This is a genomic window from Pseudomonas lini (genome assembly GCF_030812475.1).
Lineage (GTDB): Bacteria > Pseudomonadota > Gammaproteobacteria > Pseudomonadales > Pseudomonadaceae > Aquipseudomonas > Aquipseudomonas lini_A.
Genome location: NZ_JAUSSR010000015.1, coordinates 139,206 through 154,496 on the forward strand (window position 1 = coordinate 139,206; position 15,291 = coordinate 154,496).

16 protein-coding genes and 1 pseudogene are annotated in these 15,291 nt (G+C 60.9%); 7 read left to right on the forward strand and 10 right to left on the reverse strand.

The features are described 5' to 3' along the window. The first annotated feature begins 40 nt into the window (after positions 1-40). From J2W17_RS25805 to J2W17_RS25820, 4 genes are all read left to right on the forward strand, one after another. Positions 41-316 carry a DUF493 domain-containing protein gene (locus J2W17_RS25805; protein ID WP_150711007.1) on the forward strand — a complete coding sequence of 92 codons (276 nt, stop codon included), beginning with the start codon at positions 41-43 and terminating at the stop codon, positions 314-316. Then, on the forward strand, positions 316-963 hold the full coding sequence (gene lipB, locus J2W17_RS25810) for a lipoyl(octanoyl) transferase LipB (RefSeq protein WP_307341361.1): 648 nt from the start codon (positions 316-318) through the stop codon (positions 961-963). The genes J2W17_RS25805 and lipB overlap by 1 nt, the downstream gene beginning before the upstream one ends. Before the next feature lies 1 nt (position 964). Further along, positions 965-1,987, forward strand: a complete 1,023-nt coding sequence (lipA, locus tag J2W17_RS25815; protein ID WP_373460035.1) for a lipoyl synthase — start codon at positions 965-967, stop codon at positions 1,985-1,987. Between the two features lie 173 nt (positions 1,988-2,160). Continuing rightward, the gene (locus J2W17_RS25820; protein WP_307341363.1) at positions 2,161-3,111 is read left to right on the forward strand and encodes a S66 peptidase family protein; all 951 of its coding nucleotides are present in this window, start codon (positions 2,161-2,163) and stop codon (positions 3,109-3,111) included. Between the two features lie 130 nt (positions 3,112-3,241). On the opposite strand, the gene J2W17_RS25825 is transcribed toward J2W17_RS25820, so the two are convergent. The 4 genes and pseudogenes from J2W17_RS25825 to J2W17_RS31185 all read right to left on the reverse strand — a co-directional run. Next, entirely contained in the window at positions 3,242-4,564 is a 1,323-nt protein-coding gene (locus J2W17_RS25825; protein WP_307341366.1) for a lytic murein transglycosylase, read from the reverse strand. Positions 4,565-4,626: 62 nt separating this feature from the next. Continuing rightward, the gene (gene arfA, locus J2W17_RS25830; protein WP_017340991.1) at positions 4,627-4,791 is read right to left on the reverse strand and encodes an alternative ribosome rescue factor ArfA; all 165 of its coding nucleotides are present in this window, start codon (positions 4,789-4,791) and stop codon (positions 4,627-4,629) included. A gap of 170 nt (positions 4,792-4,961) precedes the next feature. Further along, positions 4,962-5,729: a methyl-accepting chemotaxis protein gene (locus tag J2W17_RS31180; RefSeq protein ID WP_373460037.1), complete on the reverse strand. Its 768-nt coding sequence runs from the start codon at positions 5,727-5,729 to the stop codon at positions 4,962-4,964. A gap of 90 nt (positions 5,730-5,819) precedes the next feature. Further along, a pseudogene (locus tag J2W17_RS31185) lies at positions 5,820-6,908 on the reverse strand (cache domain-containing protein); the annotation flags it as partial. A 433-nt stretch (positions 6,909-7,341) separates the two neighbouring features. Between J2W17_RS31185 and J2W17_RS25840 the strand changes: the two are divergent. After that, on the forward strand, positions 7,342-8,235 hold the full coding sequence (locus tag J2W17_RS25840; protein WP_307341375.1) for a PA4780 family RIO1-like protein kinase: 894 nt from the start codon (positions 7,342-7,344) through the stop codon (positions 8,233-8,235). Between the two features lie 164 nt (positions 8,236-8,399). Here J2W17_RS25840 and cueR read toward each other — a convergent pair whose 3' ends face one another. From cueR to J2W17_RS25855, 3 genes are all read right to left on the reverse strand, one after another. Beyond that, entirely contained in the window at positions 8,400-8,813 is a 414-nt protein-coding gene (gene cueR / locus J2W17_RS25845) for a Cu(I)-responsive transcriptional regulator (protein WP_307341378.1), read from the reverse strand. Then, a complete protein-coding gene (locus J2W17_RS25850) occupies positions 8,810-11,203 on the reverse strand; it encodes a heavy metal translocating P-type ATPase (protein ID WP_307341381.1) in 2,394 nt (797 codons plus the stop codon). Before J2W17_RS25850 ends, cueR begins: the two co-directional genes overlap by 4 nt. Positions 11,204-11,359: 156 nt before the next feature. Next, positions 11,360-11,743, reverse strand: coding sequence for a hypothetical protein (locus J2W17_RS25855; protein WP_307341384.1), 384 nt, complete (start codon positions 11,741-11,743; stop codon positions 11,360-11,362). Between the two features lie 145 nt (positions 11,744-11,888). Here J2W17_RS25855 and J2W17_RS25860 point away from each other — a divergent pair, with 145 nt between their 5' ends. Then, entirely contained in the window at positions 11,889-12,086 is a 198-nt protein-coding gene (locus J2W17_RS25860) for a heavy-metal-associated domain-containing protein (RefSeq protein ID WP_307341387.1), read from the forward strand. A gap of 222 nt (positions 12,087-12,308) precedes the next feature. Beyond that, positions 12,309-13,505, forward strand: a complete 1,197-nt coding sequence (locus J2W17_RS25865; protein ID WP_307341390.1) for a multidrug effflux MFS transporter — start codon at positions 12,309-12,311, stop codon at positions 13,503-13,505. 7 nt (positions 13,506-13,512) lie between these two features. On the opposite strand, the gene J2W17_RS25870 is transcribed toward J2W17_RS25865, so the two are convergent. From J2W17_RS25870 to J2W17_RS25880, 3 genes are all read right to left on the reverse strand, one after another. Further along, positions 13,513-13,683, reverse strand: coding sequence for a hypothetical protein (locus J2W17_RS25870; protein ID WP_168187361.1), 171 nt, complete (start codon positions 13,681-13,683; stop codon positions 13,513-13,515). Between the two features lie 230 nt (positions 13,684-13,913). Then, complete coding sequence (locus J2W17_RS25875; protein WP_307341396.1) at positions 13,914-14,927, reverse strand: zinc-binding alcohol dehydrogenase family protein; 1,014 nt, start codon at positions 14,925-14,927, stop codon at positions 13,914-13,916. 30 nt (positions 14,928-14,957) lie between these two features. Further along, positions 14,958-15,251 carry a putative quinol monooxygenase gene (locus J2W17_RS25880; protein ID WP_307341398.1) on the reverse strand — a complete coding sequence of 98 codons (294 nt, stop codon included), beginning with the start codon at positions 15,249-15,251 and terminating at the stop codon, positions 14,958-14,960. Positions 15,252-15,291 lie beyond the last annotated feature (40 nt).

The window sequence follows — 15,291 nt, forward strand, 5'->3', positions numbered from 1 at the left end:
GGGCCATGTCCGTTGCCACGGCTTACGAGGCCGTTACGCCATGACAGACACCGAAGTAAAGGCGCCAAAAATCGAATTCCCCTGCGCGGATTACCCGATCAAGGTAATCGGTGACACCGGTGTGGGGTTCAAGGACAGGATCATTGCGATCCTTGAGAAGCACGCGACCGTCGACCACAAGACCCTGGCCGAGCGCCAGAGTACCAACGGCAAGTACACGACCATCCAGCTGCACATCATCGCCACTGGTCAGGAGCAGCTGTACGACATCAACAGCGAGTTGCGGGCCACCGGTTTCGTGCACATGGTGCTGTGATGTCTGGCACGCTGGGCTTTCGCGAGCTGGGCCAGATGGCTTACGAGCCGGTCTGGCATGCCATGCAACGCTTTACCAATGAACGCGGCAGTGATGCCGCCGACGAGATCTGGCTGGTCGAGCACTCGCCGGTATTCACCCAGGGTCAGGCCGGCAAGGCCGAGCACGTGCTGCTGCCGGGGGATATTCCGGTGGTGAAGGTCGATCGCGGTGGTCAGGTGACTTACCATGGCCCCGGCCAATTGGTGGCTTACCTGTTGCTCGATGTGCGCAAGCTGGGTTTCGGCGTGCGAGACCTGGTCAGCCGCATGGAGCAGTGCCTGATCGAGCTGCTGGCCAGCTACGGCGTCACGGCCGCGGCCAAGCCGGATGCCCCGGGTGTCTACGTCGACGGGGCGAAAATTGCTTCTCTGGGTCTGCGGATCCGCCACGGTTGTTCCTTTCATGGCCTGGCCCTGAACGTGGATATGAACCTGGAACCGTTTCGACGGATTAATCCCTGCGGCTACGCCGGGCTGGCGATGACCCAGCTGAGCGATCACGCAGGATCGATTGAATTTGCCGAGGTAAGTGCCCGGCTGCGCGCGCAGCTCGTCAAACACCTCGACTATGCTGAGCAGACGACCCTAACGGGCGGAATCGACTGATATGACTACTGATGCAGTGCAAACCATGATCCCGACGCTGGATGTTACCGAGCGTCCGGCCCCGCGTGCCAAGGTAGAAGCCGGCGTCAAGCTGCGCGGCGCCGAGAAGGTTGCACGTATCCCGGTGAAGATCCTTCCGACCACCGAATTGCCGAAGAAACCCGACTGGATTCGCGTGCGCATCCCGGTTTCGCCGGAAGTCGACCGCATCAAGGCGCTGCTGCGCAAACACAAGCTGCACAGCGTATGTGAAGAAGCGTCCTGCCCGAACCTGGGCGAGTGTTTCTCCGGCGGCACCGCGACCTTCATGATCATGGGTGACATCTGCACCCGTCGCTGCCCGTTCTGCGACGTTGGCCATGGTCGTCCGAAACCATTGGACGTCAACGAGCCACAAAGCCTGGCCATCGCCATTGCCGACCTGAAACTCAAGTACGTGGTGATCACCTCGGTTGACCGCGATGACCTGCGTGACGGCGGTGCCCAGCACTTTGCCGACTGCATCCGCGAGATCCGCAAGCTGTCGCCGAACGTGCAGCTCGAAACCCTGGTCCCGGATTACCGTGGCCGCATGGACGTCGCGCTGGAAATCACCGCTGCCGAGCCGCCGGATGTGTTCAACCACAACCTGGAGACCGTGCCGCGCCTGTACAAGGCCGCGCGTCCGGGTTCGGATTACCAGTGGTCGCTGACCCTGCTGCAACGTTTCAAGCAGATGATGCCGCATATTCCGACCAAGTCCGGCCTGATGCTGGGCCTGGGCGAAACCGACGAAGAAGTCATCGAAGTCATGAAGCGCATGCGCGAACACGACATCGACATGCTGACCCTGGGCCAGTACCTGCAACCGTCCCGCAGCCACCTGCCGGTCGAGCGTTTCGTACACCCGGACACCTTCGCCTGGTTCGCCGAGGAAGGTTACAAGATGGGCTTCAAGAACGTCGCCTCCGGCCCGCTGGTACGCTCCTCGTACCACGCCGACGAGCAAGCGAAGCTGGTCAAGGCCGAGCTGATGTCGTCTTGACACCGACGGTGTGAAAAAAGCCCGCGAGGATTTTCCGTCTTGCGGGCATTTTTTTGCCCGGCCTACACCTATTACAGATTTTTCCTGCAACCTGCGGGGCGACTGACCCTCTTCTGTTTGTCCCCGTTCCTGACTACTGTGTGCTTATCGCTTTCACACAGGGAGATTCATGGATGACCGTTAGACCCACCCACACCCTTTGTCCCCATGCGCCTGTTCCGGCCTTGCCGTCGCAAGGGCTGATCGGTGTCATCGCACCCGCCGGTCCCGCAGCGCTGGATACCGACAAAGCCATCGCCTGGATGCGCGAGCGCGGTTATTCGCTGCGGGTGTATCCAGGCGTGTACGAGCGGGATGGCTACCTGGCCGGGAGCGACGAAGTGCGGCTCAATGATCTGCACGCCGCTTTCGCCGACAGCGAGGTCGATGCAATCATCTGTCTTCGCGGCGGTTACGGTACGCCGCGATTGCTTGATCGCATCGACTTCGACCTGTTGCGCTGCAATGCCAAGCCGTTCATCGGCTACAGCGACATTACCGCGCTGCACCTGGCGATCAGCCGTTACGCAGGTTTTGTGACCTTTCACGGGCCGATGCTCAACGCGGATCTGTTGAACGAAAAGCAAAAACCAACGGAATCCTCGTTTTTCAATATGCTCAGGGGGCAGGTGAAGGCGGGTAGTGTGCTCACGCATCCAGTGGCCTACCCGTTGACCACCATTGAGCCCGGGATCGCGCACGGGCGTTTGTCGGGAGGCAATCTGTCGATGATCGCCGCGACCATGGGCACGCCTTATCAAATGGATGCCGAGGGCGTCATTCTGTTCATCGAGGACATCAACGAGCCGCTGTATCGCATAGACCGGCTGCTGACCCATCTGCGTCTGGCCGGCACGCTGCACAAGCTGCGCGGGGTTCTGGTGGGGGATATCGCGGGAGTTGAGGCCCCGGCGCTGGAGCGCTTGCTCAAGCAGACCTTCGCGCCGTTGCGGATACCGGTGTTGTCCGGGTGGCGCAGCGGGCATTGCAATCCGAACCTGACGTTGCCGATGGGGGCGCTGGTGCGGCTGGATGCGGGGAGCAAGGAATTGGTGTTGGAGCAGGATGTGGTGATCAAGTCTTAGAGCTTGGTCGTCTGATAGTCAGTCTTCGCCGGCAAGCCGGTCTCGCTCCCACGCTGATCCGTGTTGAACACAAATAGTGAGTTCACTGAAGATCAAATGTGGGAGCGAGACCGGCTTGCCGGCGATGCTTTTAGCGGTTACGCAGGCCTTCGAGCAACTTATGCGTCGGATACCCATCCGCCGGCCAGCCAAACGACTGCTGTGCACTGCGGATCGCCTTGCGGGTATTGGCGCCGATTATCCCGTCGGCAGTGCCCGCATCGTAGTTCTGCGCGCTCAACAGGCTTTGCAGTTCGATCCGCTCGGTACGGCTGAGCGGCATGTCATCTTTTGGCCAGGTGCCGCTGATCAGGCCCGCGCCGTTGAAACGCTCGGATAACAGGCTGACAGCCAACGCGTAGGACGACGAGTTGTTGTACTTGAGGATCGCACGGAAATTATCCAGGACCAGGAACGCCGGGCCGCGATAACCGGCCGGCAACAGCAGGGCCGCGGACAGCTGTTCGGAGCCTGGCGGAACCTGGGCGCCATTGGGTAACGTGACCCCCAGCTGCAGCCATTCGGCAACACTCTTGCGAATCGTGCCATCGGCCAGCACATAGTTGAAGCTACCGGGCAGTTGTACTTCGAAGCCCCACGGCTGGCCTTTCTGCCAGCCCGAGCTCTGCAGGTAGTGCGCCGTCGAGGCCAGTGCATCGGCAGGGCTGCCCCAGATGTCGCGCCGGCCGTCACCGTCGAAGTCCACGGCGTGGGTGTTGTAGGTGGTAGGGATGAACTGGGTCTGGCCCATGGCCCCGGCCCAGGAGCCGAGCATCGCCTCCGGTTCGATATCACCCTGTTGCAGGATTTGCAGTGCGGCAATCAGTTGCGCGTGGGCAAATCCGGGGCGCCGGCCTTCATAGGCCAGGGTCGCCAGGGAGTTGATCACCGACTTGCTGCCCTGGAACTGACCGAAGTTACTCTCCATGCCCCACACCGAAACCAGTGCCTGGCGATCGACGCCGTAGCGCTGCTCGATGCTTTGCAGGATGTCGGCATATTGGCTGACCAGCGCCTGGCCTTTGCGTACTCGCAGCGGCGACAGGGCGCCGTCGAGGTATTCCCACACCGGGCGGGAAAATTCCGGTTGGCTGCGGTCGGCGCGGATCACGCTGGAGTCCAGGCTGACATTGGCAAAGGCACGGTCGAACAGGTCGGCGCGGATGCCGGCGGCCAGCGCGTCCTTGCGGAAACCCGCCTGCCATTCAGCGAAGGTCTGGGTCGGCTGGATGTCGAGGTTGTCACCGGTCGGCACCACGGGCGGGATCACCGCAGGGGCTGTCGCGACGGGGAGGGTTTGAAGCGGCTGGGCGTCGGCGGCGGTCGGTTTTTCCGCGCAGGCGACTAGTAAAATGAGGCTGGAGGCAGCGATCAGATGGCGAAAATGCCAACGACGGGAAAGACAAAGGGGCATGCACAGGTCCAGGGAATACGAATCAGGTGCAGACCTTACCATGTTGAGCGATTGCTTGCCTTTCAGGCCGCCAGAAAGTAAGAAGCCTCCCAGTTGTCAGACTGGAAGGCTTCGCGGCGGTAGCTGCCTTTGCCTTTGCCGGCTCGTTCCTGACGGCTGCGGAACAGTGGCTGGGCAATGATGGATTTGGCCTTGTTCGGGCCATTTTTCGATGGCTTTTTGCTCATGAACAGATCTCTTGAGTGAGGGATTTTGCGGGGAAAATAATCTGCCGAAGTCCTGGGTTTGTCCAGAGGGAAAATGCATCGGCGGTGGGCACGAATCAAGGTCGCTGCCTCTCTTTGCTCGACAGCTCCTGCCGGAGCTGCCGAAGGCTATTGATCCCGTCTGTTGATCTTCAGGTTCTAAACCGCCGAACCAACCCGTCCAGCTCACTCGACAACCCCGCCAGGCTCTGGGAGTCCATCCGCGCCGAGTTCGCCAGTTCCGCCACCAGCTGCGCATCGCCATGGATCTGACTGATGTGCCGGTTGATGTCTTCAGCAACTTGATGCTGTTGTTCCGCCGCGGTAGCGATCTGGGTATTCATGTCGCGGATCACGTCCACCGACTCACGAATCTGCCCGAAGCTGCTACGTGCATCACCGATGCGGGTCACCGATTGCCGGGACACTTCCAGGCTCGCATGCATCTGCTGAGTGACCTGGCTGGTGCGTTTGGCGAGGTTGCCGAGCAGTCCGTCGATTTGTGCAGTGGAGTCGGCCGTGCGCTTGGCCAGCGCCCGCACTTCATCGGCCACCACCGCAAACCCGCGACCCTGTTCACCGGCCCGCGCCGCTTCGATCGCGGCGTTCAGCGCCAGCAGGTTGGTCTGTTCGGCGATCGAGCGAATGGTCCCGAGAATCGACTGGATGTCGTTGCTGTCGCGCTCGAGCTGCTGCATCGACTGCGCCGACTGTTCGATTTCCTCGCTCAGCTGATTGACGCTGCTCACCGCCGAGTCAATTTGTTGCTGACCTTCCCGCGCCTGGCGCTGGCCACTGTCGGCGGATTCCGCCGCTTGATTGCAGGAGCGCGCGACTTCGTTGGCGGTGGCCACCATTTCGTGGAACGCCGTGGACACCATATCCACCGCTTCTCGCTGGCGCCCGGCGGCTTCGGCCATGTCGCTCGACACTTGGGTCGAACTCCTGGAGGTGGCAAGAATGTTGGTCGCGGCGCCACCGATGCTCTGGATCAGGTTGCGAATCGCCGCCAGGAACTGGTTGAACCAGTTGGCCAGTTGCGCCGTTTCATCATTGCCGCGGATCGGCAGATTCCGGGTCAGGTCGCCTTCACCTTGGGCGATGCCTTCCAGACCGCTGGCCACGCTGCGGATCGGACGCACGATGAGGCTGGCAAAGCTGGCGCCGACAATGGCGAAAAGTACCGCCAGAACGGCGGCAATGATTGCAATCAGCCAGGTCAGCCGGGTCGCCGAGCTCATTACATCGGCCTGCTTGATCAGGCCGATGAAGGTCCATCCCAATTGCTCCGACGGCCAGACGTTGGCCATGTAGCGCTCGCCGTTCAGCTCGACTTCCACCAGCCCTTTGCCGGCCTTGGCCAGTTGCGCGTAGCCTTCGCCGAGACTGCTCAGTGTCTTGAAGTTGTGTTCCGGTTGCTTTGGATCAACCAGCACAGTGCCGGTGTTTTCCAACAGCATCAGGTAGCCGGTCTCGCCAAGTTTGATCTGTTTGACGATTTCCGTGAGCTGCTTGAGCGTCACGTCGATGCTGACCACGCCACCCTGAGTGCCCAGTTTGTTATCGATGGTGCGCACGGTACTGACGTAGGTTGCATCATCCTGAGCCCAGTAATAGGCCTCGGTGCGGAACGGCTTGCCCGGCCTGGCCTGGGCTGCCTTGTACCAGGGGCGCTGGCGCGGGTCATAGTTGTTCAGTTTTGCGTCGTCCGGCCACGACACATAACCGCCCGCCGCAGTGCCGAGAATCGCATAGGCGTAGGACGGATGACTGTTGCCGAGATTCTGGAGGAGGGCGAAGACCTTTTTGTCCATCTCGCCCTGGGGAATGCTTTCGGCATTAGCGCTCATGTAGGTCTTGAGGCTGTCGTCGGAGTCCTTGATCAGCGGTTGCGATGCCAGGTAATCGACGTTCTGGCTGATGCTGTCGAAGAACAACTGCATGGCGTTGCTGACTTGACGAATCTCGCGGCCACTGCTGTCGACGAAACCTTCCTTGGCCTCACTGCGCAGGTTCAGCACAACGAGGGTGGCGACCAGCACCACGGGCAAGCAGGCGATAATTGCAAACGCCCAGGTCAACTTCTGTTTGATGTTCATCCGCGCTCCAGGTTTTTTCTTTTTGGCCCACGCAGTGCAGAAGACTCGCGGACTATTGGCAGCTCGACCCAAATCCTTGAGTGCGGCATCGTTTTTTTTGTTGAAACGATTCTCGGACAAATTCCTTTGTCTCTGATGACTTCGGCTGCGGACGGCGGAAATTGAGGCTGATCCGAAAAAATCATGTGAAGGGTATGAATCCGGGTATCAACTTCATGTCGCAAATGTCTTTGCAACCCTTCGCCAACAAGTGATGCGGGCTCGGTTATGATCCGAAGCGGACGATAACGGTGGTCGGGTTTACCGGCTTTTGCGCCACATTGTGCGCGTTTGCACGGTTCATAGGTCGGCAACCCCTCCCCCGAATGAGTGGATTGCCGTATAACGAATGACTTTCGCGTGTTTGGTAATAAAGGACCCACAATAAAAGCTGATGAAGACTCCAAAACGCATTGAACCCCTGATCGAGGACGGTCTGGTCGACGAGGTGCTGCGCCCACTCATGAGTGGTAAAGAAGCAGCTGTTTACGTGGTGCGCTGCGGTAACGAGTTACGTTGCGCGAAGGTCTACAAGGAGGCGAATAAACGCAGTTTTCGTCAGGCGGCCGAGTATCAGGAAGGTCGTAAGGTACGCAACAGCCGTCAGGCCCGGGCGATGGCCAAGGGCTCCAAGTTCGGCAAGAAAGAAACCGAAGACGCCTGGCAGAACGCCGAAGTGGCGGCCTTGTTCCGTCTGGCCGGCGCGGGTGTTCGGGTGCCCAAGCCTTACGACTTCCTGGAAGGCGTGCTGCTGATGGAGCTGGTGGCCGACGAGTATGGCGATGCCGCGCCGCGTCTGAACGATGTGGTGCTGGAGCCGGAACAGGCGCGTGAATACCACGCATTCCTGATTTCGCAGATCGTGCTGATGTTGTGTACCGGTCTGGTGCATGGCGACTTGTCGGAATTCAACGTGCTGCTGACCCCGACCGGTCCGGTGATCATCGACTTGCCACAGGCGGTGGATGCGGCGGGAAACAACCACGCGTTCAGCATGCTGGAACGGGACGTGGGCAACATGGCGTCGTATTTCGGACGATATGCCCCGGAGTTGAAGAAGACCCGGTACGCCAAGGAAATGTGGGCGCTGTACGAAGCCGGCACCCTGCACCCGGGCAGTGTCTTGACCGGTGAGTTCGATGAGCCGGAAGAATTGGCCGACGTTGGCGGCATCATGCGCGAAATCGAGGCCGCACGCCTCGATGAAGAACGCAAGCAGGCGGTACGCGCCGCAGACGACGCGCCACCCGGCAAGACCGAGGAACCGCCTCCGCCCTGGATGCAGTGACAGGTCTATGAGAAACCCGGCTTCGGCCGGGTTTTTCATGAGTGCTCTTTTTTTGGAACCGCATTGCCCGCGATGGCGTCAGACCAGACAACCTACAAGTGTCATACCTCCACACTCAAGGATTGCTTGCCCCATCCCCGTGTTGATGTTCAAGGAGCTGGCAATCAGGCGCGAGCGGCCGCGGAGCAACAGCCGGACTCAAGATTCTTAAGGATCGGGCAATCGGGACGGTGATCACCATGGCAGTGCTCGACCAGATCCTGCAGCGTGTCGCGCAATTGGCCCAGCTCGAGGATCTTGCGGTCCAGTTCCTCGATATGCTGTCGGGCCAGCGCCTTGACGTCGGCGCTGGCGCGCTGACGGTCCTGCCAGAGGGTCAGCAGTTTGCCGACCTCTTCCAGTGAAAATCCCAGGTCGCGGGAACGCTTGATGAACGCCAGGGTGTGCAGGTCGTCGTCGCCGTACACCCGATAGCCACTGTCGGTGCGATGGGCGGCCTTGAGCAGGCCGATGGATTCGTAATAACGAATCATCTTCGCGCTCAGGCCGGTCTGGCGGGCCGCTTGGCCGATGTTCATGGGGTGTCCTCCAGATCCTTGGGTTTCCAGGTTTTCAACAATAACGCATTGCTCACCACGCTGACGCTCGACAACGCCATGGCCGCGCCGGCGAGCACCGGGTTGAGCAAGCCTGCAGCGGCCAGCGGAATGCCGATCAGGTTATAGACGAAGGCCCAGAACAGGTTTTGCCGGATCTTCGCGTAGGTCTTGCGGCTGATGTCCAGCGCCGCCGGCACCAGTCGCGGATCACCGCGCATCAAGGTGATTCCGGCGGCGTGCATGGCCACGTCGGTGCCACCGCCCATGGCGATGCCGATGTCGGCAGCGGCCAGGGCCGGGGCATCGTTGATGCCGTCGCCGACCATCGCCACGACCCCGGTTTTCTTGAGCGTGGCGATGGTGGCGGCTTTGTCGGCCGGCAGCACTTCGGCGTGGACATCTTTGATGCCGAGCGCTTCGGCGACCACGTTGGCACTGCCGCGATTGTCGCCTGTGAGCAGGTGGCTGCTGATATTGCGTGCACCGAGTTGTTGCACCGCTTGCAGTGCGCCGGCCTTGAGGGTGTCACCGAAGGCGAACAAGCCCAGCACGTTAGGCTCGGGGCTCTGTTCGATGAGCCAGGACAACGTCCGGCCTTCGGTTTCCCAGGCGGTTGCGCGCTCAGCCAATGGACCGGCGCTCAAGCCACTCTCTTCCAGCAGGCGTCGATTACCCAGCGCCAGCCGCCGACCCTCGAGGGTGCCGGCAATACCGCGTCCGGTCAGCGACTGACTGTCACTGACGTTGGCCACAGTCAAGCCACGTTCGGCGCAAGCGTCCAGCACGGCCTTGGCCAGTGGATGTTCACTGCCGCGTTGCAGCGCCCCGGCCTTTTGCAGCAGGGCGGCTTCGTCAGCGTCGATCGCACTCAAATGAGCGATACGCGGTGTACCCGAGGTCAGCGTGCCGGTCTTGTCGAACACCACGGCGCTGACTTCATGGGCACGCTCCAGCGCTTCGGCGTCCTTGATCAGAATCCCGTAGCGTGCCGCCACACCGGTGCCGGCCATGATTGCCGTCGGCGTGGCCAGCCCGAGTGCGCACGGGCAGGCAATCACCAACACCGCAACGGCGTTGATCAGCGCCGTTTCCATCGGCGCCCCGTACAGCCACCATCCGATCAAGGTCGCCAACGCGATCAGCAATACCGTCGGAACGAATACCTGGCTGACTTTATCCACCAGTTTCTGGATCGGCGCCTTCGCAGCTTGAGCGTCTTCCACCAGGCGAATGATCCGCGCCAATACGGTTTCCGTGCCCAAGGCCCGGGTGCGAACCAGCAACCGGCCTTCGCCATTGATGGCACCGCCGGTGACCTTGTCGCCGGGCTGTTTCGGTACCGGCAGGCTTTCGCCGGTGATCAGTGCTTCGTCGGCGTGGCTCTGGCCTTCGACGACTTCGCCGTCCACCGGGAAGCGCTCGCCGGGTTTGACCATCACCAAATCATTGAGGCGCAAGGCGCTGATGGCAACGTCCTGCTCACGGCCGTCGATCACTTGAATCGCTCGCTCCGGACGCAAGGCTTCGAGGGCGCGGATGGCGCTGGCGGTCTGGCGTTTGGCGCGGCTTTCCAGGTATTTGCCCAGCAACACCAGGGCAATGACTACCGCCGAGGCTTCGAAGTACAGGTGCGGTGTGCGCCCAGCGGCGGTGGCCCATTCGTAGAGACTCAAGCCATAACCGGCGCTGGTGCCCAAGGCCACCAGCAGATCCATGTTGCCGGCACCGGCCCGCACGGCTTTCCACGCGGCAACGTAAAAACGCGCACCGAAGACGAATTGCACGGGCGTTGCCAGCGCGAATTGCACCCAGGCCGGGAGCATCCAGTGCACGCCGAAGGGTTGCAGTACCATCGGCAGCACCAGCGGCAGGGCGAGGACGATCGCCATGATCAAGGCCCAGCGTTCGCGATGCAGGCGCTGTTGCTGATGGTCGGCAAGCGGGTGTTCGACTTCCCGGACGCTGGCGCTGTAACCGGCCTTGGACACGGCGGCGATCAAGGTCTGCGGATCGACCTGGCCGAGCAACTCGAGGTGGGCGCGTTCGTTGGCCAGGTTGACGCTGACACTCTTCACCCGCGGCACCTTCGCCAGTGCACGTTCGACCCGGCCGACACAGGACGCGCAGGTCATGCCGTCGATGCTCAACTCCAGGGTCTGCTGCGGGACGCTGTAGCCAGCTTGCTGCACGGCGTCCATCAAGGCCGGCAGGCTGTCGCTGGGTGCTTGAACCCGAGCCTGCTCGGTGGCGAGGTTGACGCTGACAGCACTGGCGCCGAGGACTTTGCTCAAGGCACGCTCGACACGCCCGGCGCAACTGGCGCAGGTCATGCCAACAATCGGCAGATCGAATGTGGTGGATTCGGACATCGGTCGCGCTCCCTGTAGAAGATGCCTACAGGATCAACCTTGCCATGCGGGTAAGGTCAAGCGCCATGATTCAGATCCACAGATCGCAGCTTGCGGCAGCGTCCAGGATCGGGTTAACACTCAGTCAATGCAGGCTGCGATCTTTTTACTGGCGACTCAGTAATCGAGGGCCGCGGGCTTCAAATACATCCCTTCCTGCGTCATCGCAATCCGGAACTTCAACACATCCCCAGCCTTGAGCGTGACGTTCTGTGAGCCCGGCGTCAGCATCCCCGGATTGCAACCCGGGGCCTGTCCCGGCAGCAATTTCAGGCGCAGGGACACAGTGCCTGGCGGCAGGTTGAACGAGGTGCTCTGTTCCTGGAATAGCCGCGCAGCCAATTGGTCCTGGACGTACACGCCTATTTCGCAGGCGGTCGCGACTTCCAGGCGCTCGCGGGAAATGATCAGCACGCCATAGTCCTCCCCGGCGGCGTGTGCCAAAGGTGTCGCGGCAAACAGGCTGATAAAGCCAGACAGGCTCAGAGCTGACCAGTGCATGGCTGAATCTCCTGAAGTCGAATCACTGATGGACGCAGCTTGGCCGACCGCGGCGCCGATTGCCAGTCCGCAGTTTGCTGCCGGACTTGACCTTGCCATGGTGGCAAGCTCCAGACTGCTCGCCATCCACTCAAGGAGTTCTCCCATGCAAGTGTTCAACGTTCAAGGCATGTCCTGCGGTCACTGCGTCAAGGCCATCACCCAGGCACTGCAGGCGAAGGATCCCGCGGCCAGCGTACGGATCGATCTGGCGGCGAAAGAAGTCGGGGTCGAGAGTGCATTGACGACGGATCAGGTGATCGCGCTGATTACTGAAGAAGGCTACGAAGCGAAAGTCGCCTGATATATCAAACGCAACCGGCTGTAGGAGCTGGCTTGCCAGCGAAGGCGGCGTGTCAGCCAACACAGGTGTTGGCCGATAGACCGCTTTCGCTGGCAAGCCAGCTCCTACAGGGCGATGTGCATTCATCGAGTAATTTTTAATAGTTAGCGACCTAACAGAATGTTCAAGGGGGCGATGCGCGGCTAGACTGTGGGGCTGCCGACCTGTCCCACTGGATGCCTGATGAATTTTCGTACCATTTTGATACTTGGCGCCCTCAGCGCCTTCGGCCCGCTGGCTATCGATTTCTACCTGCCAGCCTTCCCGGCGATGGCGCTCGCATTTGGCACCGATGACCAGCACGTTCAAATGACCCTGGCGGCCTATTTTCTCGGATTGTCCATCGGTCAACTGGCCTATGGCCCGGTGGCGGATCGCTTCGGACGACGCATTCCCTTGCTGACCGGTGTCGGATTGTTCACGGCCGCCTCCCTGGCCTGCGCGTTTGCGCCGAACCTGGAATGGCTGATCGGTGCGCGTTTCATCCAGGCCCTGGGTGGTTGCGCGGGGATGGTGATCGCCCGCGCAGTGGTCAGCGATAAATGCGATGCGGTGGGTTCGGCGAAGGTCTTTTCGCAACTGATGCTGGTGATGGGTCTGGCCCCCATACTGGCGCCAATGCTGGGTGGACTGTTGGTCAACACCACAGGCTGGCAGTCGATCTTTCTCGTGCTGACCTTTTTCAGTGCGCTGGTGGGGCTGGCGGTCGCCCTCGGGTTGCCGGAAAGCATGCCCGCCCATGTGCCACGCCAGCCGTTGTCCGGGGCGCTGCGTCAGTACGGTCGGCTGTTGGCGGATCCGGTGTTTCTCGGCCACGCCTTGACAGGTGGCATCGCTATCGCCGGGATGTTTGCCTACATTGCCGGTTCACCCTTTGTGTTTATCAAGCTCTATGGCGTGCCGCCCGAGCATTTCGGCTGGCTGTTCGGTGCCAATGCGGCGGGATTCATCCTGGTGGCGCAGGTCAATGCACGCATGCTGGCCAAGCGTGGCCCGGCATTTCTGCTGAGCCGCACGGTGTGGATCTATGTCGGTGCCGGCCTGGCGCTACTTGCTGTCGCATCGATGCACACCGCGAAGCTGTGGCCACTGCTGATCCCACTGTTTATCTGCATCTCCAGCCTGGGTTGCATCCTGCCCAATGCCTCGGCGTGTGCCATGAACGGGCAGGGCGCCCGGGCCGGCAGTGCGTCGGCGCTGCTCGGTTGCCTGCAATTCAGTGTCGCCGCTGGCGCTGCGGCGCTGGTGGGTGTTTTACACGATGGCAGTGCCGTGCCGATGGCCATGGTCATCAGCCTGTGTGGAATTATGGTGGTGAGCGTGGCGATGCTCACCCGACGTTTGCAAAAAGCCCGGGCATTGCTGCAAGCCCAGGTCTGAGGATGGCTCAACCCGCGGCGCGCTGCTGCTGGTCGGGAAACTGATGAGGGGCGTGCAGGCGCGCCTCAAGGGTTCGCGTAAAGGCCCGCGCTTCGGCTTCGCTGCGGAAGGTCACGGCATGTTGGTCCAGGCGGACCTGCCACTGGGATTTTGCCAGTTCTTTTATCAGGATTTTCATTGCTGACCTCCTTTACGTAAAAGATTGCTTTGCAGTGGCCACGATTGTAGACCCGAATACGGTCGCAATTGTGACAACGGACAACTCTCTGACTGGCGGTTTGAGCGCGGTAGATCGCGGCCTGTGGCCGCACCTGTCTCGATCGATGTGTATCCGAATATTTCGGTTGCACACCGATCCTGAGCACAGCGGCGCAACCCGCGATCCTTCGATTCTCGGGTTCTAAATCCTCAAAACCCTTCCAGCACAATCTTGCCCCTGGATTTACCGCTCTCCAGCAGTTCGTGGGCGCGACGCAGATTGGCGGCGTTGATGGTACCGAAATGCTCGCCGATCGTGGTTTTCAGTGTTCCGGCGTCGATCAGCTGCGCGACGCGATTGAGCAGTTCATGTTGCTTGATCATGTCGGCGGTTTCGAACAGTGAGCGGGTGTACATGAACTCCCAGTGCAGCGACAGACTCTTGCGCTTGAGCTTGGTCACGTCGAGGGCCTTCGGATCATCGATCAGCGCCAGCTTGCCTTGCGGCGCCAATGCTTCGACCAGTTGATCCAGGTGATGATCGGTCTGGGTCAGGCTGGCCACATGGGTGACATGCTCGATGCCGGCACGTTTGAGTTCTTCGCTCAACGGCTGACTGTGGTCAAGCACCAGGTCGGCCCCCAGTTCGCTGACCCAGCTTCGGGTTTGCGCACGGGAAGCGGTGCCGATGACTTTCAGCCCGGTCAGCTGGCTGGCCAGTTGAGTCAGGATCGACCCCACGCCGCCGGCCGCTCCGACGATCAACAGGCTCTGACCTTCATCAGCCTGGCCTTCGCGTACTTGCAAGCGTTCGAACAGCAGTTCCCAGGCAGTAATGGCGGTCAACGGCAATGCGGCGGCTTCGGCGAAACCCAGGGAGGCGGGCATATGGCCGACGATCCGCTCATCCACCACATGCAGCTCACTGTTGCCGCCAGCGCGAGCGATGGATCCGGCATAAAACACCTTGTCGCCCGCCTTGAACAACGTCACTTCGCTGCCGACGGCCTTGACCACACCCGCCACGTCCCAGCCGAGCACTTTCGCCGCGCCATCTTCAGGCTGGACGTTCTGGCGGACTTTGGTATCGACCGGGTTGACCGAAATGGCTTTGACTTCCACCAACAGGTCGCGCGGTCCGGCAACCGGTTCCGGCAGTTCGATATCCTGCAGGGATGTCTCGTCGTTGATCGGCAGCGAGACGTAATAAGCAATGGCTTTCATGGAGGACTCCGAAAATTGAAAACAGAACGATCAGGCCAGGGTGCGAAGGCGCTTGAGTTCGAAGTGTTCGAGGAAATCGCCGGCTCTGGCCCGAAAATTCTGGATATGCGCGCTGTCGTCATGGGCTTGCAGGGCCTCGTCGCTGCTCCACTGTTCGATCATGTAGAAAGCCAGCGGATTGGCGAGGTCCTGATGCAGGTCGTATTGACCGCAACCGGCCTCGGCACGGGTGGGTTCCAGTAGCGCACGCAAGTGCTGTTCGAGGGCGTCCTGCTGGCCGGCTTTGGCGATCAGGGTGGCAATGGCGGTAAACGGCTGGGACATATTCGACTCCGTGAGCGGGGGTGTTTTCAATGGGCAGATG